Origin of the sequence: Pseudomonas sp. NPDC088322 (assembly GCF_044740745.1) — a bacterium.
Taxonomy (GTDB): Bacteria; Pseudomonadota; Gammaproteobacteria; order Pseudomonadales; family Pseudomonadaceae; genus Aquipseudomonas; species Aquipseudomonas shirazensis.
In genome coordinates this window covers 238,300-262,694 of the sequence record NZ_JBIURK010000001.1, presented here as the reverse complement: position 1 = coordinate 262,694, position 24,395 = coordinate 238,300, and the positions used below count along the sequence as shown (strand labels likewise).

Annotated in this window: 23 protein-coding genes; 7 read left to right on the top strand and 16 right to left on the bottom strand. The window is 62.6% G+C overall.

Annotated elements, in window-relative coordinates:
* Positions 1-288 precede the first annotated feature (288 nt).
* From thrC to ffh, 10 genes are all read right to left on the bottom strand, one after another.
* Positions 289-1,698 carry a threonine synthase gene (gene thrC, locus ACIOAU_RS01185; protein ID WP_101317111.1) on the bottom strand — a complete coding sequence of 470 codons (1,410 nt, stop codon included), beginning with the start codon at positions 1,696-1,698 and terminating at the stop codon, positions 289-291.
* A 54-nt stretch (positions 1,699-1,752) separates the two neighbouring features.
* A complete protein-coding gene (locus ACIOAU_RS01180; RefSeq protein ID WP_101317109.1) occupies positions 1,753-3,057 on the bottom strand; it encodes a homoserine dehydrogenase in 1,305 nt (434 codons plus the stop codon).
* An 82-nt stretch (positions 3,058-3,139) separates the two neighbouring features.
* Positions 3,140-3,895 (bottom strand): thioredoxin fold domain-containing protein, encoded by a 756-nt coding sequence (locus ACIOAU_RS01175; protein WP_188035503.1) that lies wholly within the window; start codon positions 3,893-3,895, stop codon positions 3,140-3,142.
* 153 nt (positions 3,896-4,048) lie between these two features.
* Entirely contained in the window at positions 4,049-4,945 is an 897-nt protein-coding gene (gene xerD / locus ACIOAU_RS01170) for a site-specific tyrosine recombinase XerD (RefSeq protein WP_101317105.1), read from the bottom strand.
* Positions 4,946-5,026: 81 nt separating this feature from the next.
* A complete protein-coding gene (locus ACIOAU_RS01165; RefSeq protein WP_188035502.1) occupies positions 5,027-5,437 on the bottom strand; it encodes an acyl-CoA thioesterase in 411 nt (136 codons plus the stop codon).
* A gap of 102 nt (positions 5,438-5,539) precedes the next feature.
* Complete coding sequence (gene rplS, locus ACIOAU_RS01160; RefSeq protein ID WP_023629812.1) at positions 5,540-5,890, bottom strand: 50S ribosomal protein L19; 351 nt, start codon at positions 5,888-5,890, stop codon at positions 5,540-5,542.
* Positions 5,891-5,932: 42 nt separating this feature from the next.
* Positions 5,933-6,685 (bottom strand): tRNA (guanosine(37)-N1)-methyltransferase TrmD, encoded by a 753-nt coding sequence (gene trmD, locus ACIOAU_RS01155; RefSeq protein WP_103436271.1) that lies wholly within the window; start codon positions 6,683-6,685, stop codon positions 5,933-5,935.
* Between the two features lie 3 nt (positions 6,686-6,688).
* Positions 6,689-7,225 carry a ribosome maturation factor RimM gene (gene rimM, locus ACIOAU_RS01150; RefSeq protein ID WP_101317099.1) on the bottom strand — a complete coding sequence of 179 codons (537 nt, stop codon included), beginning with the start codon at positions 7,223-7,225 and terminating at the stop codon, positions 6,689-6,691.
* Between the two features lie 5 nt (positions 7,226-7,230).
* Entirely contained in the window at positions 7,231-7,482 is a 252-nt protein-coding gene (gene rpsP / locus ACIOAU_RS01145) for a 30S ribosomal protein S16 (protein ID WP_101317097.1), read from the bottom strand.
* A gap of 245 nt (positions 7,483-7,727) precedes the next feature.
* Positions 7,728-9,104, bottom strand: coding sequence for a signal recognition particle protein (ffh, locus tag ACIOAU_RS01140; RefSeq protein ID WP_101317095.1), 1,377 nt, complete (start codon positions 9,102-9,104; stop codon positions 7,728-7,730).
* Positions 9,105-9,356: 252 nt separating this feature from the next.
* On the opposite strand from ffh, the gene ACIOAU_RS01135 reads away from it, so the two are divergent.
* From ACIOAU_RS01135 to ACIOAU_RS01125, 3 genes are all read left to right on the top strand, one after another.
* On the top strand, positions 9,357-10,166 hold the full coding sequence (locus ACIOAU_RS01135) for an inner membrane protein YpjD (RefSeq protein ID WP_101317093.1): 810 nt from the start codon (positions 9,357-9,359) through the stop codon (positions 10,164-10,166).
* Positions 10,167-10,175: 9 nt separating this feature from the next.
* Positions 10,176-11,393, top strand: a complete 1,218-nt coding sequence (locus tag ACIOAU_RS01130) for a transporter associated domain-containing protein (RefSeq protein WP_150573305.1) — start codon at positions 10,176-10,178, stop codon at positions 11,391-11,393.
* A 256-nt stretch (positions 11,394-11,649) separates the two neighbouring features.
* Positions 11,650-12,954 (top strand): MFS transporter, encoded by a 1,305-nt coding sequence (locus ACIOAU_RS01125; protein WP_101317089.1) that lies wholly within the window; start codon positions 11,650-11,652, stop codon positions 12,952-12,954.
* Between the two features lie 36 nt (positions 12,955-12,990).
* Here ACIOAU_RS01125 and purT read toward each other — a convergent pair whose 3' ends face one another.
* The 5 genes from purT to ACIOAU_RS01100 form a co-directional block, all read right to left on the bottom strand.
* Entirely contained in the window at positions 12,991-14,172 is a 1,182-nt protein-coding gene (purT, locus tag ACIOAU_RS01120) for a formate-dependent phosphoribosylglycinamide formyltransferase (RefSeq protein ID WP_101317087.1), read from the bottom strand.
* A gap of 86 nt (positions 14,173-14,258) precedes the next feature.
* Positions 14,259-14,726 carry a VUT family protein gene (locus ACIOAU_RS01115; protein WP_101317085.1) on the bottom strand — a complete coding sequence of 156 codons (468 nt, stop codon included), beginning with the start codon at positions 14,724-14,726 and terminating at the stop codon, positions 14,259-14,261.
* 58 nt (positions 14,727-14,784) lie between these two features.
* Positions 14,785-14,982, bottom strand: a complete 198-nt coding sequence (locus ACIOAU_RS01110) for a DUF1289 domain-containing protein (protein WP_101317083.1) — start codon at positions 14,980-14,982, stop codon at positions 14,785-14,787.
* A gap of 1 nt (position 14,983) precedes the next feature.
* On the bottom strand, positions 14,984-15,508 hold the full coding sequence (locus ACIOAU_RS01105) for a gamma carbonic anhydrase family protein (RefSeq protein ID WP_188035501.1): 525 nt from the start codon (positions 15,506-15,508) through the stop codon (positions 14,984-14,986).
* A gap of 43 nt (positions 15,509-15,551) precedes the next feature.
* Positions 15,552-16,151: a CoA pyrophosphatase gene (locus tag ACIOAU_RS01100; RefSeq protein ID WP_101317079.1), complete on the bottom strand. Its 600-nt coding sequence runs from the start codon at positions 16,149-16,151 to the stop codon at positions 15,552-15,554.
* Between the two features lie 132 nt (positions 16,152-16,283).
* Here ACIOAU_RS01100 and ACIOAU_RS01095 point away from each other — a divergent pair, with 132 nt between their 5' ends.
* From ACIOAU_RS01095 to ACIOAU_RS01080, 4 genes are all read left to right on the top strand, one after another.
* Positions 16,284-16,838: an NUDIX hydrolase gene (locus tag ACIOAU_RS01095; RefSeq protein WP_101317077.1), complete on the top strand. Its 555-nt coding sequence runs from the start codon at positions 16,284-16,286 to the stop codon at positions 16,836-16,838.
* A gap of 19 nt (positions 16,839-16,857) precedes the next feature.
* Entirely contained in the window at positions 16,858-17,445 is a 588-nt protein-coding gene (locus tag ACIOAU_RS01090; RefSeq protein ID WP_401179453.1) for a murein L,D-transpeptidase family protein, read from the top strand.
* Between the two features lie 151 nt (positions 17,446-17,596).
* Positions 17,597-19,279, top strand: coding sequence for a ShlB/FhaC/HecB family hemolysin secretion/activation protein (locus ACIOAU_RS01085; RefSeq protein WP_188035499.1), 1,683 nt, complete (start codon positions 17,597-17,599; stop codon positions 19,277-19,279).
* Positions 19,280-19,307: 28 nt separating this feature from the next.
* Positions 19,308-23,609 (top strand): hemagglutinin repeat-containing protein, encoded by a 4,302-nt coding sequence (locus ACIOAU_RS01080; protein ID WP_401179449.1) that lies wholly within the window; start codon positions 19,308-19,310, stop codon positions 23,607-23,609.
* Between the two features lie 152 nt (positions 23,610-23,761).
* Here ACIOAU_RS01080 and ACIOAU_RS01075 read toward each other — a convergent pair whose 3' ends face one another.
* Positions 23,762-24,394: a type II secretion system protein N gene (locus tag ACIOAU_RS01075; protein WP_224785578.1), complete on the bottom strand. Its 633-nt coding sequence runs from the start codon at positions 24,392-24,394 to the stop codon at positions 23,762-23,764.
* Position 24,395 lies beyond the last annotated feature (1 nt).

The following is a 24,395-nucleotide window of genomic DNA, read 5'->3' as shown; positions in this document are numbered from 1 at the left end:
TCCCGGGAGCAAGACCAGAGCGAGGGAACCCCGCAGCGCAGGGCAGGGGCCGGATGTGGAGCCAAGTCCTTTTTTGGTTACTTTTTTGGGGCGTTTGCCAAAAAAGTGACTCGCCGTAAGGGCGAAAGGGGCCCGCATAACCAACATCGGAAAACGGATAAGCCCACAGCAATGGTGAACGAACCGGAGATCGCCGGGGCCGCTGCGCGACCCAATCGCGACACGAGGCCGCTCCTACAGAAATCGCGCTAGGCAAACCAGATGTAGAAGCGTCCCCCAGCTACCCCATCACAATGGCTTACCGCGATTGCCATGCTGGCTAACAAACCCCTGCACCACTTTCAGGTCATTGGCCAACACCGTACACCGCTCTTCCCGCTCAAACAGGTCAGTCAGGTGCGCCGGCAATTCCAACGCCTTGCCCACCCCAGCCTTCTCCACCGCCTCGGGGAACTTGACCGGATGCGCCGTACCCAACACCACCATCGGCGTATCCAGACTGCGCCGGCACTCACGTGCCGCATGCACGCCAATCGCCGTATGCGGATCAAGCACCTCACCCGTGCTGGCAAACACCTCGGCAATGGTCGTGCAGGTCTGCTCGTCACTGACCGCCAGCGAATCGAACAGCTTGCGTGCCTCGGTCCAGCGGTCTTGCTCGACGCTGAAGCCACCACCCTGCTTGAAGTTGGCCATCAACTCGGCAATCGCCGCACCGTTGCGCCCGTGCAGGTCGAACAGCAGCCGCTCGAAGTTGGACGAAACCATGATGTCCATCGACGGCGACAGGGTCGCGTGCAGGGTTTCCTTGACGTACTGATTGCCGCTCATGAAGCGGTGCAGGATGTCGTTACGGTTGGTCGCGACGATCAGCTGGCTGATCGGCAGGCCCATGTTGCGCGCCAGGTAACCGGCGAAGATGTCGCCGAAGTTGCCGGTCGGCACCGAGAACGCCACAGAACGCGCCGGCCCGCCCAACTGCAGGGCGGCGTGGAAGTAGTAGACGATCTGGGCCATGATCCGCGCCCAGTTGATCGAGTTGACTGCCACCAGGCGCGTGCCTTTGAGGAACGACTGGTCGGCGAAGCTGGCCTTGACCATCTCCTGGCAATCGTCGAAGTTGCCTTCGATGGCAATGTTGTGGATGTTTTCGCCAAAGATGGTGGTCATCTGCCGGCGCTGTACTTCCGATACGCGCTGATGCGGGTGCAGGATGAAGATGTCGACGTTGTCGCAACGGCGGCAGCCTTCGATAGCTGCCGAGCCGGTGTCGCCGCTGGTAGCACCGACGATCACCACGCGCTCGTTGCGCTTGGCCAATACGTGATCGAGCAGGCGGCCGAGCAGTTGCAGGGCAAAGTCCTTGAACGCCAGGGTCGGGCCGTGGAACAACTCCAGTACCCATTCATTGGAGCCAAGCTGACGCAGCGGCGCCACTGCCGCATGGGCGAAGGCGCCGTAGGTTTCTTCGAGGATCTTCTTGAAGTCGGCGTCGGCGATGCTGCCGGCCACGAACGGGCGCATCACCCGGAAGGCCAGCTCGTGGTACGGTAGGCCGGCCCACGAGGCGATTTCTTCCTGGGTAAAACGCGGCAGGTTCTCCGGCACATACAGGCCGCCATCACTGGCGAGACCGGCAAGCAGGACGTCTTCGAAGTTCAGGGCCGGTGCCTGGCCGCGGGTGCTGATATAGCGCATGGTGCAAACCTTCAATGCTGGGGCCCGGGCCGCAGACGCGGCCCGACGGCGAAATTAGTTGAGCTGCTCGACGCGGATGCGCACGACCTTGCCGACTACATCCTGCAGGCTCTCCAGAGCCAGGATCGCGTCGTTGATGTGCTCCTCGACCACGCGATGAGTGACCAGGATCATCGGCACCAGGCCGTCCTGCTCCTCGGCTTCCTTCTGCATGATCGACTCGATGTTGATCCCGCGCTCGGAGAGGATGCTCGCGACCTGAGCCAGCACACCGGGGTGATCCTTGGCCTGGATGCGCAGGTAGTAGGCGCTCTGGCAGGCTTCGATCGGCAGGATCGGGTGGGCCGACAGCGAATCCGGCTGGAAGGCCAGGTGCGGCACGCGGTTTTCCGGGTCGCAGGTCATCGCCCGTACCACGTCGACAAGGTCGGCGATCACCGACGAAGCAGTCGGCTCCATGCCGGCGCCAGCGCCGTAGTACAGCGTGGAACCCGCGGCATCGCCATTGACCATGACCGCGTTCATCACGCCATTGACGTTGGCGATCAGGCGGTCGCTCGGGATCAGCGTCGGGTGCACGCGCAGCTCGATACCGGCCTCGGTGCTACGGGCCACGCCCAGGTGCTTGATGCGATAGCCCAGTGCTTCGGCATAGTTGACGTCAGCAGTGGTCAGCTGAGTGATGCCTTCGGTGTAGGCCTTGTCGAACTGCAGCGGGATACCAAAGGCAATCGAGGCCAGGATGGTCAGCTTGTGCGCTGCATCGATGCCTTCGACGTCGAAGGTCGGATCGGCTTCGGCGTAACCCAACGCCTGTGCTTCGGCCAGCACATCGGGGAACGCCCGGCCTTTTTCGCGCATTTCGGTGAGGATGAAGTTACCGGTGCCGTTGATGATCCCGGCCAGCCAGTTGATGCGGTTGGCCGAAAGCCCTTCGCGGATCGCCTTGATCACCGGAATACCACCGGCAACGGCGGCTTCGAAAGCAACGATAACGCCCTTCTCGCGCGCCTTGGCAAAGATCTCGTTGCCATGCACGGCGATCAGCGCCTTGTTCGCGGTAACCACATGTTTGCCGTTTTCGATGGCCTTGAGGACCAGGTCACGGGCAATGGTGTAGCCGCCGATCAGTTCGATGACGACGTCGATTTCCGGGTTGCTGGCAACCTCGAACACGTCAGCGGTAATGGGGGTACCGGTAATCTGACAGTTCGGGTTCTGCGAGCGCATGGCAATCTGAGCAACTTCAATACCGCGCCCGGCACGACGGGCAATCTCCTCGGCGTTGCGTTGAAGTACATTGAAGGTACCGCCACCGACGGTCCCCAACCCACAGATGCCTACTTTGACCGGTTTCACTGTGAACTCCCCATAGAACGGCCGGCACTCGGCCGACCGTGAAAACTACCGCCGCCGCATGGCGACGGCGCACTGAATTGGATTACTTGCTGCCGGCAGCCAGGGCCAGCTTGGCCACTTGCGGGGCTGGCTGGTAACCAGGAATCACCTGCCCGCTTTCGAGCACGATGGCTGGCGTACCGTTGACACCGATCGACTGGCCCAACTGGAACTGTTTGCCCACCGGGTTGACGCACTTGGCCGCTTTGACGTCCTTGCCATCGGCCATCTTGTCCATCGCCGCGCGGCGGTCGCTGGAGCACCAGACGGCCTGCAACTGCTCGTCACCGGTCGAACCCAGGCCCTGGCGCGGGAAGGCGACATAGCGCACTTCGATACCGCGACGGTTGAGCTCGGGTACTTCGGCGTGCAGCTTGTGGCAGTACGGGCAGGTGGTGTCGGTGAACACGGTGATATGCGACTTGGTCTCGCCCTTGGCAGGATAAACCACCATCTCGGCAGCTGGAATGCCGTTGATGAGCTTGGCGATACCCTGGCGCTCGGTCTTCTCGGTCAGGTTGACCGGCTTGCCGTCGGCGATCTGGAACAGATAACCCTGCATGACGAACTGGCCGTCGGCGCTGGCGTAGAGCACGCGGCCGCCCTGCAGCTTGACTTCATAGAGGCCATTGAGCGGGCTGCTGGCGACGCTCTCGATCGGCACTTCCAGTTCGAGGGTCTGCAGGCTCTTGCGGATTGCCTGCTCGGCGGCGCCATTGTTGGTTTCGCTGGTTGCAGCCACAGCAAAGGTACTGGCCAGCGCCAAGCCGGCGGCGGCAATGATACGGGTCACGCGCATGGGGTACTCCTGAAGACGGACCGGGCCGAAGACGTCACCTGCGGGTAAAAACCGCGGCGACCGTGCGGCCCTTGGTGCAAACCGCCCAAGCCTACCACATCAGGCTGTGCTGAATGAGCCCTCAGCGACCGCTAGGCGCAACATGAATTTGCTTCATCCACGCGGATGGTGCTGTGCATGCAGCTGCTGCAGCCGAGCCTTGGCTACATGGGTGTAGATCTGCGTGGTCGACAGGTCACTGTGGCCCAGCAGCATCTGCACCACGCGCAGGTCTGCACCGTGATTGAGCAGGTGCGTGGCAAAGGCATGACGCAGGGTGTGCGGCGACAGGGCCTTGTCGATTCCGGCAACCTTGGCCTGGTGCTTGATCCGGTGCCAGAAGGTCTGCCGGGTCATCTGCTCGCCGCGCAGGCTGGGGAACAGCACGTCGCTGGGGCGCTCGTTGAGCAGCTCAGGGCGGCCATGACGCACATAGCGCTCCAGCCACAGCACAGCTTCCTCACCCATTGGTACCAGCCGTTCCTTGCTACCCTTGCCCATTACCCGCACCACGCCCTGGCGCAGATTGACCTGATCAAGGGTCAGACTGATCAGTTCGGTAACGCGCAAACCACAGGCATACAACACCTCGAGCATGGCCCGATCACGCTGACCAATAGCCTCGCTGAGATCCGGCGCCTGCAGCAACGCCTCGACGTCAGCCTCCGACAGCGACTTGGGCAGTGGCTTGCCCAGTTGCGGCATGTCGATCTGCAGGGTGGGATCGACGGCGATCAGCTTCTCCCGCAGCAGGTAGCGAAAGAAGCCACGCAGGCCGGAGATGAAACGCGCCGTCGAGCGCGGCTTGTAACCCTGATCGAGGCGCCAGGCCAGGTGATCGAGAATCAACGTGCGACCAGCATCTGGCAGGGCAACGCCATGCTCCTGCAGCCAGCCGTTGAACAGCGCAAGGTCACTGCGGTAGGACACGCGGGTGTTGTCGGACAGGCCTTTCTCAAGCCACAGCGCATCGAGAAACTGGTCAATCAAAGGGTGGTCAAGGGCGGGCATGCACAGTCGCTATCCAGGGAAGATGGGCTGAGTGTTTCACAGCCACCGACACGCTGTCATCGGCGCTCGGCGCTGCAGGCGTCAGAACCCGGCCAGCACCGGCACCGGGCGTTTGTCCTCGTCGATGGCGACAAAGCTGAAGACCCCATGAATGGCGCGCTCGCGGCCATCCAGATACATGTTCTCGACGAACACATCGACCTGCACCTGCAAGCTGGTATTGCCCACCTTGATCACAGTGCCGACCAGCTCGACGATGGTTCCGGCCGGGATCGGGTGTTTGAAGTCGATGCGATCGGTCGACACGGTCACCAACGGCAAGCGGCAAAAGCGCGTTGCGGCGATGAACGACACTTCATCCATCCAGGCCAGCGCGGTGCCGCCAAACAAGGTGTTGTGGTGGTTGGTGGTGTTGGGGAACACCGCCTTGGTCACGCGGGTTATCGACAGTTCGGTGCGGCGCTGGATTTCCTGCTCGCGGGTATTGGTCATGGTTATGTCACATCACTAAGGCAAGGTTGCAGAAAGCAAAAAAGCAGCCCGAAGGCTGCTTTTTTTCTCGCATGGCGGCCGCAGCCGCCAGTCAAACTGTACTCAGGACAGTTTTTCTTTGATGCGAGCGGCTTTGCCGGACAGGTCACGCAGGTAGTACAGCTTGGCTTTACGCACGTCACCACGACGTTTCACGGCCAGGCTGTCGATCTGCGGGCTGTAGGTCTGGAAGGTACGCTCAACGCCAACGCCGCTGGAGATCTTGCGCACGGTGAAGGCGCTGTTCAGACCGCGGTTACGCTTGGCGATAACAACGCCTTCGAATGCCTGCAGACGGGAACGATCACCTTCCTTCACTTTAACCTGGACGACAATGGTGTCGCCTGGTGCGAAGGTAGGGATTTCCTTGCTCATCTGCTCTGCTTCGAGCTGCTGGATGATTTTGTTAGTCATGCTGTGCTCCTAAGGTGGAAAACGTGATCCACCATCGATACGTTAACTATCGTTCCGCTCGCGGAGGTATTCCTCGAGCAGCTTTTTCTCTTCTCCAGAAAGTGAGCGACTTTCCAGAAGATCGGCGCGACGTTCGAAGGTCCTACCAAGGGACTGCTTCATCCGCCATCGCCGGATATGTGCATGGTTGCCACTTAGCAACACGTCGGGTACACGCTGATCCGCATACACCTCAGGTCGGGTGTAGTGCGGGCAATCCAGCAAGCCATCGGTGAAGGAATCTTCCTCCGCCGAGCCTACATGCCCTAAAGCTCCGGGCAGCAGCCGCGTAACCGCATCGATCAGTACCATGGCCGGCAGCTCGCCACCGGAAAGTACATAGTCACCAATCGACCACTCTTCATCGACATGAGCCTCAATAAAGCGCTCGTCAATGCCTTCGTATCGGCCGGCGATCAGGATCAAAGATTCCTGTTCGGCCAAGCCTTGAACCGCCTGCTGATCCAGCTTGCGGCCCTGTGGCGAGAGGTAGATCACCTTCGCCGTTGCTCCGGTCGCTTGCCTGGCGCTAGCCAGTGCATCTTCCAGAGGCTTGATCTTCATCACCATCCCCGGACCACCGCCAAACGGCCGATCATCCACCGTATGGTGACGATCTGTGGTGTAGTCCCGCGGATTCCAGCAAGTGACTTGCAACAAGCCCTGCTTCACCGCGCGGCTGGTAATGCCGTACTCAGTAATGGCCGAGAACATCTCGGGGAACAACGTGATGACTTCTACGCGAAGGTTACCCATCAGTTAGAAATCCGCGTCCCATTCGACCCGCATCACGCCGGCTTCAAGGTCGACTGCAAGCACGCATTGCGCCGTATAGGGCAACAGACGCTCACGGTCATCCAGGCTGCCTGCACAAGGCTTGACCACCATTACATCGTTCGCGCCGGTCTCCAACAGATGATCAACCGTGCCGAACAGATGCTCGTCCTGGTTGATGACTTTCAGACCTTGCAACTGGTACCAGTAGTACTCGTCGTCAGTCAGGTTGGGCAAAAGGCTTCGCGAGATGCAAATCTCGTAACCGCTCAGAAGACGTGCTTCGTCACGATCGTCGAGGCCCTTGAGCTTGGCGACCAGCTCCTTTTTATTGGAACGGCCACTGACCAGCTCGACCTGCTTGACCGTCCCTTCGCGCCGAAGCGTCCAGTTCTGGTAATCCAACAGGTTTTCAATCGGATCGGTAAAGGAATAAACCTTCACCTCGCCGCGAACGCCGTGTACCGAAAAAATCTTGCCAACGACGATGAGGTCGTCAGCCTTTTCTGGCGTCGCGTTCATACTGTTCAGGCAGCAGCCTTGGCAGCTTCCTTCAGCAGCTGAGCAACACGCTCAGACGGCTGTGCGCCAACGCTCAACCAGTGAGCAACGCGGTCTTGTTTAACGGACAGACGAACTTCCTGACCACGAGCGACTGGGTTGAAGAAGCCAACCTGTTCGATGTGGGAGCCGTCACGCGGGTTACGCGAGTCGGTTACGGTCAGTTGGTAGAACGGGCGCTTTTTGGAGCCGCCACGGGCAAGACGAATGGTAAGCATTGAACATCGTTCCTGTAGTCGGTGCTGCAAATCATGATGCACAGCGGGCACACGGGTGCCCGAAAGGCCGCATATTCTCAAGGAATATCCGGACATTTGCAAATGCCTTTTTTCACCGGGTTGTTCACCCTGAAAAAAGACCCGCCTGCCGATCTGCGATAAAGCTGCCTCTCGCAAGGCAGCGGTGTCCCCGCCGAAGCGGGATCCCGGCCAGCCGCGCCTTCGCGCCACTGGCCTGAGTAGGGTTACATCTTGGGCATGCCGCCACCTGGCATCATGCCGCCAAGGCCGCGCATCATCTTCGACATGCCGCCCTTGGTGGAAAATTTCTTCATCATCTTCTGCATTTGCTTGTGCTGCTTGATCAACCGGCCGACGTCCTGCACCTGAGTGCCGGAGCCGAGGGCGATGCGGCGCTTGCGCGAACCGCTGATCAAATCGGGATCGCGGCGCTCGGCCGGGGTCATCGAGTTGATCATCGCTTCCATCTGCTTGAACTGCTTCTCGGCCGCGCCCTGGGCATTGCCCATCTGCGACAGGTTGACCCCGCCGATGCTCGGCAGCTTGTCCATCAAGCCGCCGAGGCCGCCCATGTTCTTCATCTGTTGCAGCTGGTCGCGGAAGTCTTCGAGGTCGAAGCCCTTGCCCTTCTTCAGCTTCTTGGCCAGCTTGTCGGCCTTGGCCTTGTCGATGGTCTGCTCGGCCTGCTCGATCAGGCTGAGCACGTCGCCCATGCCGAGGATGCGCGAGGCGATACGGTCAGGGTGGAACGGCTCGAGCGCGTCGCTCTTCTCGCCCATACCGATGAACTTGATCGGCTTGCCGGTGATCGAGCGTACCGACAGCGCGGCACCGCCACGGGCGTCACCGTCGACTTTGGTCAGCACTACGCCGGTCAGCGGCAGCGCATCACCAAACGCCTTGGCGGTATTGGCGGCATCCTGACCGGTCATGGCGTCGACCACGAACAGGGTCTCGACCGGCTTGACCGCAGCGTGCAGCGCCTTGATCTCGTCCATCATGTCGCTGTCGATGTGCAGACGACCGGCGGTGTCGAGGATGACCACGTCGATGAACTTGAGCTTGGCCTCGCGGATCGCCGCTTCAGCGATTGCCACAGGCTTCTGGCTGATGTCGGACGGGAAGAAGGTCACGCCGACTTCGCCTGCCAGGGTCTCCAGCTGTTTGATCGCCGCCGGACGATAGACGTCGGCAGACACCACCATTACCGACTTCTTCTTGCGCTCTTTAAGGAAGCGCGCCAGCTTGCCGGCGGTGGTGGTCTTGCCCGCACCCTGCAGGCCGGCCATCAGCACCACGGCGGGCGGGGCGGCGTTCAGGGCAAGGTCTTCGTTGGCTGCGCCCATCAGGCTTTCGAGTTCGGCCTGGACGATCTTCACGAACGCCTGGCCCGGGCTCAGGCTGCGCGACACCTCGGTGCCGATTGCGCGTTCCTTGATGCTGTTGACGAAATCCTTGACCACCGGCAGCGCAACGTCGGCTTCGAGCAACGCCATGCGCACTTCGCGCAGCGTGTCCTTGATGTTGTCTTCGGTCAGCTTGGCCTTGCCGGTGACATGGCGCAGCGTCTGTGACAGGCGGTCGGTCAGGTTTTCGAACATGGTGATCCTTTCAGGCTTGGCAAAGCCGCGATTTGTCAGGCGCCCCGGCGGTAATCGACACGCACGGGGAACAGCAAGCCGGCGATTATAGCGGAGACTTGACGCCGCGCACACCATGTACAGGACCATCGGCCCAATCATCCGCAGCGCGAGGCCTGCGCTGGATCAACGGCAGAGCCGTGCTTCGGCCTTCCTTGGCACCCGCGTTCTATGCCAAACTCGCGATCTTCCCGGGCTTGCCTATCAGGACTTATGCTCTCTTCACCCAGCCTCATCCCCAATCTGCTCGCCGCCGGCCTTTATATTGCCGCTGCGATCTACCACAGCATGCGCCTGGCCCAGGGCACGCGTGCCGACAAGCGCCTGCTCGGTCTGCTCGGCACGATCGCGGTCATCGCCCAGGCCGGCGCGCTGTTCTTCCAGTTGATCACCCCGTTGGGGCTGAGCCTGGACTTCTTCAGTGCCTCGAGCCTGATCGCCGTCGCAGTGATCGCCCTGACCCTGCTGGCGTGCCTGCGCATTCCGGTGGAGAACCTGCTGGTCCTGCTGTTCCCGCTCGGCGCGATCACCGCCTTGCTGGCGCAGTTCGCCCCCGCAGGTACAGTGCCGCTGATCAACGAAGAACCGGGCATCCTTGCCCATATCCTGCTGTCGATCCTGGCATACGGGCTGTTCACCATCGCCGTGTTCCAGGCGCTGCTGCTGTTGCTGCAGGACTACCAGCTCAAGCACAAGCACCCGTCCGGGCTGATCCGCAACTTCCCGCCGCTGCAAACCATGGAAAGCCTGCTGTTCGGCTTCCTCTGGGCCGGCTGGGCACTGCTGTCGCTGTCACTGATCTCGGGCTGGCTGTTCCTCGACAACCTGTTTGCCCAGCACCTGGTGCACAAGACCTTGCTCGCCTGCGTGGCGTGGGTGGTGTTCAGCGTGCTGCTGTGGGGCCGCACCCGCCTGGGCTGGCGCGGGCACAAGGCGATCCGCTGGACCCTGGCCGGTTTCTGCCTGCTGATGCTGGCCTATTTCGGCAGCAAGCTGGTACGCGAATTCATCCTGCATATCTGACGGTGGTCCATGGATAGTCTGCCGCTGTTCGTCCAGTTGCATGCGCCACTGCTGGGTTGCCTGGCCCTGGCGCTGCTGTGGGCGGCATTGTTCACTGCGGTCGATAGCGCCCGCCAACAACTCAACGCGCAACCACGTGGCACAGAGCCTGCCGCACCTGCCTTGCCGGCTCAGGCGTTGGTGTTCGGCGCCAGCCTGGGCAAGCTACTGGTGTTTGGCCTGGGCTGCCTGTTGGGTCAGCGCTACAGCGGCGAGCACGGCTTCTGGCTGGGCGGTCTGATGGCTGCGGTCTTGGTGCTGGTACTGGCCGAATACCTGCCGCGGCGAATGGTACGGCGTAATCCGGAAGCGTTCGTCAGCCTTGGCGCCAACCTGCTGAAGTTGCCGCTGACTCTGCTGCAACCGCTGGCGTGCCTGCTCGACGGCATCGCCAAGCTCATCCTGCGCCCGTTCCGCCCGGCGCCGACTGCGGTTGCGCTGCACCCACAGAATAACGACGATGACGATCAGGACGAGTTCGAAGCCCAGCGCCACGGCCTGCTCGATGGTTTGCGTTCACTTGACGAGATCACCGTCAACGACATTCTGGTGCCACGCAACGAAGTCGATGGGATCAATCTCGACGACCCTATCGAACGCATCATCGAACAACTGATCGTCAGCCGGCATACCCGCCTGCCGGTGTTTCACAACGACATCAACCAGGTCGAGGCAATCCTCAACACCAAGCTGATCAGCCATCTGCTGCCACACGCCGAGCTGACCCTGGAGGCGATTGCCGCCGCCTGCTATGAGCCCTACTTCGTACCCGAAAGCACGCCACTGCAGATGCAGCTGCTGAACTTTCACAAGCAGCAACGGCGCCTTGGCGTGGTGGTCGATGAATACGGCGAAGTGCTGGGCATCGTCACTCTGGAAGACATCCTCGAAGAAATCGTCGGCGAGTTCGAGGACGAGCAAAGCCCGCAGAACCCGCACATTCATCCGCAGGCCGACGGCCGCTTCGTCATCGAAGGCGCCGCCTCGCTGCGCGAGGTCAACCGCAGCCTGGGCTGGCATTTGCCCTGTGACGGCGGGCCGAAGACCCTCAACGGGTTGGTCACCGAGGCACTGGAAAGCATCCCGGCCAGTGCCGTGTGCCTGAAGATTGGCCGCTACCGGCTGGAAATCCTTGAAACCGAAGACAATTGTGCGAGCAAGGTACTGGTCTGGACCGTGACCCGCTAGCTATACTCGGGTCACGCTTACCCAGCCCTGCCGTCGCGCCCGCTATCCGCATTTGGCGCCACACGGCCAGTCCGCTCCACTGATGTACCCCGCGCGCCTGCCTCACCATCCTGAACAGTGCCCGCTCCCCTCGCCTACCCCCAGGGCTTTGATCAGTCGAGCGACCCACAACCATTCGCTCCAGCGCCTGTGCGCGCGCAGCTGCCTGTCTGACCTGCGCCGGCCATGGAGCTTCGACTGTCAGGGATCTACACAGATGACCACCAGCAGCACCTATTCCGATTCGACCCCGGCAGCACCGGTCAACTCGCCAGCGAGGGTGGCTACCGCCAGCTTTATCGGCACCGCGATCGAGTTCTACGACTTCTATGTCTACGCCACCGCCGCCGCGCTGGTGATCGGCCCGGTGTTCTTCCCGTCCGGCTCGGGCACCGCGCAGATGCTCGCGGCGTTTCTGACTTTCGGCATCGCCTTCATGGCGCGGCCGCTGGGTTCCGCCCTGTTCGGCCATTTTGGCGACCGCATCGGCCGTAAATCGACTCTGGTTGCCTCGCTGCTGCTGATGGGCGTGTCGACCACGCTGATCGGTGTGCTGCCGGGCTACGACAGCATTGGCGTGTGGGCACCGATCATCCTGTGCATCCTGCGCTTTGGCCAAGGCCTGGGCCTGGGTGGCGAATGGGGCGGCGCAGCACTGCTGGCCACAGAGAACGCCCCGCCAGGCAAGCGCGCCTGGTTCGGCATGTTCCCGCAACTTGGCCCGTCGATTGGTTTTCTGGCGGCCAACGGGCTGTTCCTCGGCCTCGCTCTGGGCCTGAGTGACGAGCAGTTCCGCGCGTGGGGCTGGCGCATCCCATTCCTGCTCAGCGCCGCACTGGTGCTGGTTGGTCTGTATGTGCGCCTCAAGCTTGAAGAGAGCCCGGTGTTCGCCAAGGCCATTGCCGACAATCAGCGGGTGAAGATGCCGGTGGTGGATGTCTTTGCCAAACACTGGCGGCCAACCCTGCTCGGCGCCGCGGCCATGGTCGTGTGCTATGCGCTGTTCTACATTTCGACGGTATTCTCGCTCAGCTATGGCGTGAGCACCCTTGGCTACAGCCGCGAGACCTTCCTTGGCCTGCTGTGCTTTGCAGTGGTGTTCATGGCCTTGGCCACGCCGCTGTCGGCCTGGCTCAGCGACCGCTACGGGCGCAAACCGGTGCTGATCGTCGGCGCACTGCTGGCAATTGCATCGGGCTTTACCATGGAGCCACTGCTGACCTCAGGCTCGACCGCGGGCGTGGCGCTGTTTCTGGCGATCGAACTGTTCTTGATGGGCGTGACCTTCGCGCCGATGGGCGCGTTGCTGCCCGAGCTGTTCCCGACTCAGGTGCGTTATACCGGCGCGTCGGCGGCGTATAACCTGGGCGGTATTGTCGGCGCCTCGGCGGCACCGTTCTTTGCCCAGAAGCTGGTGAGCATGGGCGGTTTGAGCTGGGTTGGCGGGTATGTGTCGGCGGCAGCGCTGATCAGCCTGCTGGCTGTGCTGTGCCTGAAGGAGACGCGCAACGCGCACCTCTGATGGAAGTTGGGGCTGCAAGGCAGCCCCATTGCTGAATCAGAACTCGACCTTGACCGCCTGCGCTGAACGGGTCGCCTTGGCCCGTGCGGCCTCGATCGACTCGTCACGCGCCAGGCACACGCCCATGCGGCGCTGGCCGTCGATTTCGGGCTTGCCGAACAGGCGGATCGCCGTGTCAGGCTCGCTCAGGGCAGCGCCAAGGTTGGCGAAGCTGGTCTGCTGCGACTTGCCTTGCGGCAGGATCACCGCCGACGCCGACGGACCAAACTGACGCACCAGTGGAATTGGCAGACCGAGAATCGCCCGTGCGTGCAGGGCAAACTGCGACAGGTCCTGGGAAATCAAGGTGACCAGGCCGGTATCGTGCGGGCGCGGCGAGACTTCGCTGAACCACACCTGATCGCCTTTGACGAACAGCTCGACGCCAAACAGGCCACGCCCGCCGAGGGCATCGGTGACTGCCTGGGCGACGCGCTGCGACTCGGCCAAAGCCTTGGCGCTCATCGCCTGTGGCTGCCAAGACTCTTGATAGTCACCCTTCTCCTGACGATGGCCGACCGGTGCAAGGAAGGTGGTGCCACCGACGTGGCGCACGGTCAGCAGGGTGATCTCGTATTCAAAGTCGATAAAGCCTTCGACGATTACCCGACCTTTGCCGGCGCGGCCGCCTTCCTGGGCGTAGTCCCAGGCCTGTTGCAGGTCATCGGCGCTGCGCAGCAGGCTCTGGCCCTTGCCCGACGAACTCATCACCGGCTTGACCACGCACGGGTAGCCGAGGTCATTGACGGCGCTGGCGTAGTCTTCAAAGGTGTCGGCGAAGTGGTACGGCGAGGTCGGCAGGTCCAGCTCTTCGGCGGCCAGGCGACGAATGCCTTCGCGGTTCATGGTCAGCTGAGTCGCGCGTGCGGTTGGCACCACGTTGAAGCCTTCGTTTTCCAGCTCGACCAGAGTCGCGGTGGCGATGGCTTCGATTTCAGGGACGATGTAATGCGGTTTTTCTGCCTCGATCACTGCCCGCAGCGCAACCCCATCAAGCATGTTGATGACGTGGCTACGGTGCGCGACCTGCATGGCCGGCGCGTTGGCGTAGCGGTCGACGGCGATCACTTCGACGCCCAGGCGCTGCAGCTCGATCACCACTTCTTTGCCCAGCTCGCCGCAGCCGCACAGCAGTACACGGGTCGCGGTCGGCGACAGTGGAGTTCCGATACGGGTCATTTCAGGTCCTCGTGGGCGTGCGGGGCGGCGTCAGGCTGAGCGCTACCCGCTGAAAAAGGACCGGTATTCTACAACAGGCGCGGCGCTCAGCGCAGCAGCGCTGCCTTGCGTGCGCGCCAGGTCATCGCCAACCACACGGCGCTGACACCGGCAAACTTGGAGGCCATGGCGGTGCCGACCACAAGCGGCGTCAACGCGCCGATCATGCCGAAGAAGATAAAGGTGTCCACCGGAATGCTCAGCGCCGAACTCAGCCACAGGCGATCGCGCAGCGGCCGCTTGGTGATGCTGAACACCAGCCAGTCGATCAGTTCGGAGACAAAGAACGCGGTGGCGCTGGCCAGGGCGATGGCCGGTTCCGAGGTGATGTATGACAGCACCAGCGCGGCCAGCATCGCCACCAGCGCGCCGTGGCCAAAGCGGGTTTGCACCATGTCACGCAGAATGAACACCAGCCCGCCCCAGGCGGACCAGATCACGTCCAGATGCGGAGCGCTGGAAAACGCGTAGTTGATCAGCACTACGCTGCTGATATAGGCGAGCAGATAGAACATGGTGAGCGACCTTCGGGCAAGCCGCACAGATTACTTGATTTTCAAGTCAACGCCAGCCTCACAGGCCAACAATCATCCCGGACGCCAGCGCCCGCTCATGGCACAGCCTGAGTACCTGCCGACGTTCGTCGTTATCCATCCGCCCCCAGCGGCTGATCTCGGCCACGCTGCGCTGGCAACCGGTGCAGATATCCTGCTCATCCAGCGCGCAGATGTTCACGCAGGGCGAGCTGACCGGACGTTCGACTTCGCTCATGTCAGTCTTCCTGCACGGCCAGGTCGCGGGCATAGCGCTCGGCGTTGTGCACGTAGTGAGCGGCGCTGGCTTCGAGCATGGTTTTCTGCGCATCGGTAAGCTCGCGCACGACCTTGCCCGGCGAGCCCATCACCAACGAGCCGTCAGGGATTTCCTTGCCTTCGGCAATCAGCGCATTGGCGCCGATGATGCAGTGTTTGCCGATACGCGCGCCGTTGAGCACCACCGCGTTGATGCCGATCAGGCTGTGGTCGCCAACCGTGCAGCCATGCAGCATGGCGTTGTGGCCAATGGTCACGCCCTTGCCGATGGTCAGCGGCGAGCCCATGTCGGTGTGCATTACGGTGCCGTCCTGGACATTACTGCCCTCGCCGATGTCGATCAGCTCGTTGTCGCCGCGCAGCACCGCGCCAAACCAGACGCTGGCCCCGGCCTGCAGGCGGACCTTGCCGATCAGCGTGGCGGTCGGTGCCGTCCAGCTGGTGGGATGGGTCTCTACGTGCATGTTACCCAGGCGGTACTTCATGGTTGGCTCCTCACGGTCGGCGGCTTGGTGGGGTCGACCCCACTCAGATATTGATGAAACGCTCAGGCGGCTGATGCAGGCTGATACCTGCGTCATACAACAGGTTGACCAGTTCGACGATCATGATCGCCGACAAACCCCAGATCTTGTAGCCCTCATAGCGATAGCTGGGCACATACCAACTGCGGCCTTGATAATCGATGCGGTGGGTGTGGTCGCGCGGGTCCTGACGGAAGAACTCCAGCGGCACGCTGAACACCGCGGCAATCTCGGCGTCGTTGGGCCGATATTCGACGTAGTCAGGGATCAAACCGACGAACGGCGTCACCTTCAGGCCATGCAGCGAAATCAGCGGGCTGAGCGGCCCGATCACTTCCACCAGGCCCGGCGGCAGGCCGATCTCTTCATGGGCTTCGCGCAGCGCGGTGAACACCAGATCCGGATCTTCCGGGTCACGCCGTCCACCGGGAAACGCCACTTCGCCGCCATGGGTCGACAGGCCCTTGGCCCGCAGGGTCAAGACCAGCTCGGGCTCATCGCTGCGGGTGATGGGCAGCAGCACCGCCGCTTCCGGAAAACGACGGTCACCCGCCATGGCCGCGGGGGTATGGTTGCTCATTCGGCGCAACAGCTCGTCCAGCATACGCACTCTCGATTGCAAGGCCTGCCGTGCATGATGCACCAAAAGCTGCGGGCCACCCAAGCCCTGGCCGACGGGCACTTGCTGGCGGGCGGCAAGGCGCGCCAAGATAGGCGCATATAAAGGGAGCAAAGCATGAATTTCTGCAGCGCGTGCGGCAAGCCGGTCATCCAGCGCATCCCCGACGGCGACAGCCGCCTGCGCTACGTCTGCGATCATTGCCAGACTATCCATTACCAAAACCCCAACATCGTCGCCGGGGTGCTACCGACCCATGGCAGCCAGGTGCTGCTGTGCCGCCGCGCTATCGAGCCACGCCGCGGCTTCTGGACTCTGCCCGCAGGCTTCATGGAGAACGGCGAGACCATCGATCAGGCCGCTCGTCGCGAAACCGTCGAAGAAGCCTGCGCCAGGGTCGGCGAAATGAGGCTGTATCAGCTGTTCGACCTGCCGCATATCAATCAGGTACACCTGTTCTTCCGCGCCGAACTGGCCGATCTGGACTATGCCGTCGGCGTCGAAAGCCTGGAGGTGCGTTTGTTCGAGGAGCATGAGATCCCGTGGGACCATCTGGCTTTTCGCACAGTCGCACGCACACTAGAATGCTATTATCGCGACCGCATCGAGCAGCACTTCCCCATAGGCCATGAATACGTGGCGCCGATGACCGTTGCGCCGCCCATTACCTAGTCTGCAGGGATACCGTTTCATGCGTTGGTTGCTAGCCCTTATCTGCTGTGGTGTCGCTTCGGTGTCGCAAGCGGCGTTTACCGAAGTCATCATTCGCAAGCCCCAGGGCCAGGTGCAAACCCAGGCGCCCGCGCAGCAGCAGCAGCAGCAGCAGCAACAGCAACAGCAGCAGACCCAGCAACCGCTGATCGACAAGGTGTTGGTGCTCAAGTCCGAACGCCGCCTGCAACTGATCAGCCGCGGCGAGCCGCTCAAGACCTACCGCATCTCGCTGGGCAAGCAGCCCAAGGGCGCCAAGGAGCGCGAAGGCGACAAACGCACCCCGGAAGGTTTCTACTGGCTCGATTGGCGCAAGGCCAGCGACCGCTACAACCTGGCCATGCATATCTCCTACCCAAACATCACCGACGCCGCCAAAGCCCGCCGCGCAGGCGTATCCGCCGGCAGCATGATCATGATCCACGGTACGCCGCTGGATGAGGAATACCCGGAGTGGTATTTCCATACCCTGGACTGGACCGAGGGCTGTATCGCCATGCGCAATGCCGATATGCGCGAGGTATGGAGCATGGTCAAGGATGGCACCATGATCGAGATCCGGCCCTGAAGCGGCCGGCTCCTGACAAGAAATTTCCTACGCACTTCGCGCACTTGTCTGACGCTCCGGTCAGCAAGGTACGGCATATTTTCCAATAGCCAACTTCTTAGAATTTCCGCAAAGAAGCACGCAAACCGTGCCCTAGTTGCGGAAGTTCACCATGCCTACTTGCCTGCCCCGTGTAGGTCGACTAATCCTTTGCGCCCTTTTGCTGGGCCTGTTTGGCACAGTAGAGGCGCTCGCCAGCGACCCCGCCAGCCAGCAGATACGTGATCAACAACGCGCGCTGCAGCAAATCGAGCAGCACCAGCGTTTGCAGCAGTGGCAGCGCCGGGGGCGGGTCGACAGCACTGTCGAGTCGACCACGTCAGCCCCGCCTGATCAACAGTGCTGGGCGATCTCCGGTGTGCGCATCACCGGCAACAAACAGATCTCCAGCGCCGACCTTGAACAACACCTGCGGCCGCTGCTGCCATCCTGCACGGGCGTGGCCGATCTCAATCGCCTACTCAAGGCCATCACCGAACTCTATGTACGCGCCGGTTATCCGGCCAGTCGACCGTACCTGGCCCGGCAACCGGCGACTGGCAAGCCACTCGAGGTGGTCATCATCGAAGGCTTTGTCGAGTCGATCAGGCTTGCCGATCCCGACCTGCCATTGTCGTTACGCGGCGCCTTTCCCAATCTGCTGGGCCGGCCGTTGTACTTGCCTGATCTGGAGCAAGGCCTCGACCAACTCAATCGGCTGCGCGCCTACGACCTGACTGCCGCGCTGCTGCCGGGCACCCTGCAGGGCGGCACCCAGATACTCATCGAGCCGCGCGCAGTGGGTTCGCGCTGGCACCTGGACAGCCGCCTGGACAACCGCGGCAGCCCCCTTACCGGTCGCCACAGGTTGAGCCTCGGCCTCGGCGTCGACAGCCCGCTGCAGGTCAACGACGACCTGCGCCTGACCCTCAACGCCGCCGTATTCGACGCACCGGGGCAGAGCCAGGGCGCCAGCCTGTATTACAGCGTGCCCTACGGCCCGTGGACGTTCGCCGTCAACGCCAGCCAGCTGAGCTACCGAGCGCCGATCCCGGATACCCGTTACACCAGTAACGGCACTAGCCGCTTCCAAGGCGTGAGCGCCGAGCGCGTGCTCTGGCGCGGTCAGCACGGCATGCTCAGCGCCAGCGCGCGGCTTGACCACAAGCAACTGCAGAACCGCCTCGACGACAGCCTGCTGCAACTACAGAGCCCGACCCTGACCACGCTGGACGCCGGGGTCAATCTGCTGTGGCTGGAGGCAGGCCTGTGGCACGGCTACCTCGGCATTGCCCGCGGCTTGGCCTGGTTTGGCGCAGACCCACCGGCTAGCGCAGCCGCGCATCCACAAGCGCAGTTTCTCAAGTACCGGGCAAATCTGCTGCATGTGCGTCAGGGGCCAGCGCAAAGCCCCTGGCGCTGGCAGAGCGAACTCAATCTGCAGTACAGCCGCGATGTGCTGCCGGCCATCGAACAGTTGCTGCTCAGCGACGACTCGGCGGTACGCGGTTTTCGCGCCTACAGCGTCGCCGGCGCCAGCGGCGCGGTCTGGCGCAACAGCGTTAGCCAACCCTTGGCCATACCCCTGCCCTTCAACTTGCAGCTACGCCCACAACTCAGCCTAGACCTGGGTTGGGCCCGCCTCACCAGCGACAGCCCCTGGCAACGACTGGCCGGCGCCGCCGCTGGCGTCGAGGTCAGCCTGCCGGGCAGCCGTTTGCGCCTCGACTATCAATTTCCGCTGTACGCCAGTGACCGTTCTCGACAGGCCCTCGAGCCGGGATTCTGGGTGCTGGATTGGAGCCTGTCCCTGTGATTCACCCACCACCACGAGAAAAACAATAATGAAAAACCTTGCGCAACTCCCCCTGATCCAACCAGACACACTGCGCTGGGCGGTGTTTGTCGGCCTGTTCTGCACGGGCGCAGCCCTTGCCCAACCCGCATTGCAGCCCAGCAGCGGCCCCGGTGGAACGCCCGTGATCAACCCGGCCCATGGCGTGCCGGTGATCGAAATCGTCCCGCCAAATGCCAGTGGCCTGTCGCACAACCAGTTCATCGACTATAACGTCGGCAAGCCCGGGCTGGTGCTCAACAACTCGCTGCAGTCGGGCCAGTCGCAACTGGCCGGCGCCCTGGCGGCCAACCCGCAGTTTCACGGTCAGGCCGCTTCGACCATCCTCAATGAGGTGGTCAGCCGCAACGCCTCGCTGATCGAAGGCCCGCAGGAAATCTTCGGTCGCGCGGCCAACTACATCCTCGCCAACCCCAACGGCATCACCCTCAACGGCGGCAGCTTCATCAACACCACCCGGGCCGGCTTCGCGGTCGGTACTGCAGAGGTCCAGGACCAGCAGTTGAAGCTGCTCGATACCTTGCAGGCGAGCGGCTCGCTGCAGGTGCTGAGCGGCGGCCAACGCAACGACGGCGGTGCGCTGGACCTGATCGCACCGCAGATTCACAGCACGGGCGAGCTCGGCGCCAAGGACGACCTCAACATCACCGTTGGCCGCAATCGTATCGATGCGGTGACCGGTAACGTCGTCGAACACCTGGCTGCGACGCCTTCGAGCATCGACGCCCAGCTGTTCGGTGCGATGCACGCAGGGCGTATTCGGGTAGTCAGCACTGGCGAAGGTGCCGGCGTGCGCGTTGGCGCGGTGCAGGTCAACGGCCGTGACGGCGTCAGCATCGGTTCGGCAGGCGATCTGTTCATCAGCGGTGAACCCGGCCAGGCCGCCACGTTACGCAGTGAGCAGGGGCTGTTGAGGCTGCAGGCCAGGGACAACTTGACCCTGCGCGCTATTGATGGCCAGGCCAAGCGTATCGAAGCCAAGGCCGGGCAACAGCTGACCCTGGATACCACTACCCGCGAAACCATCGCCCGCGAGCAGGAGAACTGGGATAAAGGCTGGTGGTTCGTGACCACCGAAACTTACAACCGCGACCGCACTACCACCGAACGCACCGTGCAAGGCACCACGTTGAGGGCTGACGAAGCGGTCCAATTGCAGTCGGGCGGCGACCTGCGAATGGCTGCCGCAACGCTAACCAGCGAGGGCCAGATTAATCTCGCCAGCGGCGGCAAACTGGACATCGACGCAGCTGTCGACAGCACGCGGGTAAACCAAACCATCCGCCATCGCAAACACCTGTGGAATGGCGACAGTAACAGCGACGACTATCAGGAAACCGCCCGCGGCAGCCGCCTTCAGGCTGGCCAAGTCAGCGCCAGTGCCACCGGCGCGATAAACGTCCGCGGCAGTGAAGTGCATAGCCAGAGCGATGCAGTCCTGCACAGTGACCAGGGCAGCCTCGAGGTCACCAGCGGGCAGACCCAGTCAAGCTCCAACTCGCACAGCCGCGACAGCAAGTTGTTCGGCCTCATAAGCAAGAGCAAGGACGACGCCGAGCAACATGAACAAGCCCAGGCCAGCGAAGTGCAGGCCCAGAGCAACCTGCACCTGGCCAGCGCCGAGCAGATGCGCATTCACGGCTCCAGGCTCAAGGCTGGCCAGCAGCTGAAGGTCGAGGCCAAGGGCGACCTGCTGATCGACAGTGCCCAGTCTCGATCCCAACAGCAGACTTCGACTCATCAACGCGGCCTCACCGCATCTGCCAAGCAGACCCAGGAGGCTGAGGACGGCACGCCTGCTTCGCACCAGTACCAGGCGGGCCTGGGCTATCAGGTAGTCAACAGCCAGCATGAGCAGCAAGACACCACCCAGCTGGGCAGTGAGCTGCAAGCCGGCAACGTCGACCTGCGCAGCGATGCCCACCTGCAAGTCAACGGCTCACAGGTCAAGGCCACCCACGGCGACCTGAACATCAACGCAGAGCAAACCACCCTGAGCGCCACCCACAATCAGCACGAGTCGCTCGACAGCTCCAGCCAGAGCGGCGGCGGCCTGCTGTTGAGCGGCGGCATCGACAAGCTCGGTGCGGCCTTCGAAGGCCACCACAACCGCGATACGCAACAGCAAGAGGACAGCAAGGTGCAGCGCAGCGAACTCTCGGCCACAGACAACCTTCATATCAACAGCAAGCAACTGGTCACCGAAGCCGCACGGGTGACTGCCGGCGATACCCTGCAAATCGATGCCGAGCACATCGACAATCGGGCGGTGCATGACACTGAAGTGCGCGAGCACAACCGTAACGACTGGAGCGCCAGCCTGGGTGGCAGCCTGGAATACCGCGGGCTCACCCGGCCGATCGAGCAACTGATCGCAGGCGGTGAGGGTCAGCGCTTCCAGCAGGCCTCTGTGGAGGATGCGCTGGTCGCCCCGAGTGCCGGCGCCGACATGACTGTGGAGCACCTCAAACGCCTGGAAAACCAGCGCCGCGGCTATGCGCAGGTCAGCGAGCTGAGTGGTGGCTCGGTGGTGGTCAAGGCAGATCGCATCGATGATCAAGGTACGGCATGGCGAGCCAATACCGGCACCCTGCAGATCGATGCCGACCATCATCACATGGCGGCGGCGGTTGATCAGCAGCAGAGCAAGGTCGACCGCCTGGCCTATGGCGGCGACCTGCGGGTCGACACCAGCACTGGCGAAGACATCAATGTGCGCGCCTCGGCCAAGGGTGATTCACTGGCAAGTCTTGTCAGCAAGGACACGGCCCGCCCAGGCAGCCTCTACGGCAAGCAAGGCATTCAGGTTCAGTTGGGCAGCGAAGGCCGCTATGAGGGCAGCCGCTTCGACGGTGGCGATGCGGGGGTAAGCCTGCACAGCGGCGGGCAACTGAGCCTGGTGCAGGTCACTGATCGGCACAGCGAGCAGATCAATGCCATCGAGGGCAACGCCTGGGCCAAAGGCGGCAACCGCCCCGGCAGCACGGGGGGTGAAGTGCGCGGCTATCTCAAGAGCGAGCAACGCTCGCTCGACGATATGACTGCGCAGGTGGCCCAGATCGACGCCAAGGGCGATGTCAGCCTGAGCAGTGCTGGCGACCTGTTGCTGGAAGGCACACGTATCGGCAGCCGAGCGGCCAAGGTCGCCAACGTCGATATGAACAGCGCCGGGCTGTTACAGGTCAAGGCCGCTACCTCAAGTCACGAGGCCCACGGCAACGCCCTCGGCGGCGGCCTGGAATTGGCCCTCAAGCAAGGCGATAGCCGCGGTGGCGCAGTCGGCGGCCACTTCAACAGTGGTCGTGTGGATGAGTCCTCGCGCCAGGCAGTGGATGCGCAGATCGACGCCACCGGCAAGCTGGCCCTGGTCAGCAGCGCACGCGAAGAAACTGCCATGCACCTGCAAGGGCTGCAGGCGACGGCGGGGCAGATCGCGATCACCGCAGACAACGGCGGCCTGCTGCTGGAAGGCTCATCGAACAGCGAGCGGCGCGACAACCTCGCCGTCACTGCCGGCGCCGGCTTTGCCCAATCCAGCGGCAGCCTCGACAGCCAAGGCCTGCACGGCCGGGTCAAGGTCAACCTCGACCAACGCGACAACCAGACCTGGAACACCAGCAACCTGCGCGCCGACCACATCGTCCTGACCAGCAGCGGCGACAGTCGCTTGCTGAGCGCGCGCCTGGATGCAGGACGCATCGACGCCGACATCGGTGGCGACCTACTGGTCGCCAGCCGCAAGGACCAAGTCAACAACCTCAGCGTCGATGTTGATGCGCGCTTGAGCCGCGAGCGCAATCCGCAGGGCTTCAACAATGCCCTGGCTGCGTTGGCAGGTCCCGCGGGCGACAAGCTCACCGGCAAGTTCGGCAAGCAGGTCAGCAAGGTCGACCCAAGCCTGTCGCCTACGCTGAAACTGGACGTGTCGCAGGTTCAGCGCGACACCGTCAGCGAGCAAGCGAGTTTGAGTGGACGCGATGAAGTCCAGCTCAAGGTCGGCGGCAATCTGAAACTGGAAGGTGCCAAGCTGCAGTCAGGCAAAGGCCAGGTGGAGGTGCAGGCTGCATCCGTCACCGAGCAGACCCTATATGGCCGCGACTTCCGCCGCGATTTCGCAGTGGATGCGTCAAATTCGCCGGTCGACCTGGGCACGGCTTTGTTTGACGTGATCAAGAACAGCGTCCGCGCCGATGGCGAGAATGGCTTGGACCTGGGCCTGCTGCGTACCAGTGGGCATAGCCGCAGTGAAGAGTGGGTATCGAGTGTCGGGGGCAAGGGCGGGCGCCGATAGATGAATCAGGCGCGGGCCTGTCCCGCGCCAACCTCCAATAACGAAGCCAGTCAGGGCCTTAACCCTGAGGTCCCCACTAAAATCGCCAACAAATGAAACTGTAAGAGCCTGTTAACTTGGTGTTAACAGGCTTACGCGAGTGTGCGCTGCAACTACCACCTTACCTGCCGCTCGCCCTTGCCAGCCTGCGGCCCCAGCCATTGGGCGCCACGTAACAATGGCGTCAGCGCGGCTTCTGGCTGAACCTCAAAAGCGACCCGCGCGCGGCGGGCGAGCAGGTCCGCATCGAGATCAATCTGGTGTTGATTCTGCTGGGCCAGCGCACCCTGCAAGCGCCAGTCACCCGCACAGTGCATTGCAAGCCAGCCCTGCCCTAACTGCAGCGACCACGGCGATACCAGCGCCAGGTCGGTCACCTGCAAACGCCCCTCGGTACCGGCGCACTGTCGCCATGAACCCGTCACACTGACACGCCCCTGCCATTGCCCCGCCAGGCGATAAGCCACCGGCACACTCGGCGCCGCTTCGAGCGCCTCGACCTCCACCCGCCAGCGCCAGGGCCAACCGCTCAACCGCGCCAGCCAAGCCTGCCCCTGATAAGCCAAGCGGACCTCAGCCTGCATTCGCCACGGTCGCCACTGCCAACGCAGCGGCCCGACATCGCCCACCTGCTCGGCCTGTCCCTGCCAGAGGCTGCCGCTGACGACCCTGCCTGGCAGCAACCAGCTCGCGGGCAACTCCACAAGCAGGGTTACAGCACACACCAGCGCCGGCCACAACAGCACG

Bases quoted from the DNA above. Each gene is read 5' to 3' on its own strand.
- thrC (WP_101317111.1), bottom strand. From the start codon at position 1,698: ATGCGCTATATCAGCACCCGCGGCCAGGCACCGGCCCTGAACTTCGAA.
- ACIOAU_RS01175 (WP_188035503.1), bottom strand. From the start codon at position 3,895: ATGCGCGTGACCCGTATCATTGCCGCCGCCGGCTTGGCGCTGGCCAGT.
- xerD (WP_101317105.1), bottom strand. From the start codon at position 4,945: ATGCCCGCCCTTGACCACCCTTTGATTGACCAGTTTCTCGATGCGCTG.
- ACIOAU_RS01165 (WP_188035502.1), bottom strand. From the start codon at position 5,437: ATGACCAATACCCGCGAGCAGGAAATCCAGCGCCGCACCGAACTGTCG.
- rplS (WP_023629812.1), bottom strand. From the start codon at position 5,890: ATGACTAACAAAATCATCCAGCAGCTCGAAGCAGAGCAGATGAGCAAG.
- trmD (WP_103436271.1), bottom strand. From the start codon at position 6,685: ATGGGTAACCTTCGCGTAGAAGTCATCACGTTGTTCCCCGAGATGTTC.
- rimM (WP_101317099.1), bottom strand. From the start codon at position 7,225: ATGAACGCGACGCCAGAAAAGGCTGACGACCTCATCGTCGTTGGCAAG.
- rpsP (WP_101317097.1), bottom strand. From the start codon at position 7,482: ATGCTTACCATTCGTCTTGCCCGTGGCGGCTCCAAAAAGCGCCCGTTC.
- ffh (WP_101317095.1), bottom strand. From the start codon at position 9,104: ATGTTCGAAAACCTGACCGACCGCCTGTCACAGACGCTGCGCCATGTC.
- ACIOAU_RS01135 (WP_101317093.1), top strand. From the start codon at position 9,357: ATGCTCTCTTCACCCAGCCTCATCCCCAATCTGCTCGCCGCCGGCCTT.
- ACIOAU_RS01130 (WP_150573305.1), top strand. From the start codon at position 10,176: ATGGATAGTCTGCCGCTGTTCGTCCAGTTGCATGCGCCACTGCTGGGT.
- ACIOAU_RS01125 (WP_101317089.1), top strand. From the start codon at position 11,650: ATGACCACCAGCAGCACCTATTCCGATTCGACCCCGGCAGCACCGGTC.
- purT (WP_101317087.1), bottom strand. From the start codon at position 14,172: ATGACCCGTATCGGAACTCCACTGTCGCCGACCGCGACCCGTGTACTG.
- ACIOAU_RS01115 (WP_101317085.1), bottom strand. From the start codon at position 14,726: ATGTTCTATCTGCTCGCCTATATCAGCAGCGTAGTGCTGATCAACTAC.
- ACIOAU_RS01110 (WP_101317083.1), bottom strand. From the start codon at position 14,982: ATGAGCGAAGTCGAACGTCCGGTCAGCTCGCCCTGCGTGAACATCTGC.
- ACIOAU_RS01105 (WP_188035501.1), bottom strand. From the start codon at position 15,508: ATGAAGTACCGCCTGGGTAACATGCACGTAGAGACCCATCCCACCAGC.
- ACIOAU_RS01100 (WP_101317079.1), bottom strand. From the start codon at position 16,151: ATGCTGGACGAGCTGTTGCGCCGAATGAGCAACCATACCCCCGCGGCC.
- ACIOAU_RS01095 (WP_101317077.1), top strand. From the start codon at position 16,284: ATGAATTTCTGCAGCGCGTGCGGCAAGCCGGTCATCCAGCGCATCCCC.
- ACIOAU_RS01090 (WP_401179453.1), top strand. From the start codon at position 16,858: ATGCGTTGGTTGCTAGCCCTTATCTGCTGTGGTGTCGCTTCGGTGTCG.
- ACIOAU_RS01085 (WP_188035499.1), top strand. From the start codon at position 17,597: ATGCCTACTTGCCTGCCCCGTGTAGGTCGACTAATCCTTTGCGCCCTT.
- ACIOAU_RS01080 (WP_401179449.1), top strand. From the start codon at position 19,308: ATGAAAAACCTTGCGCAACTCCCCCTGATCCAACCAGACACACTGCGC.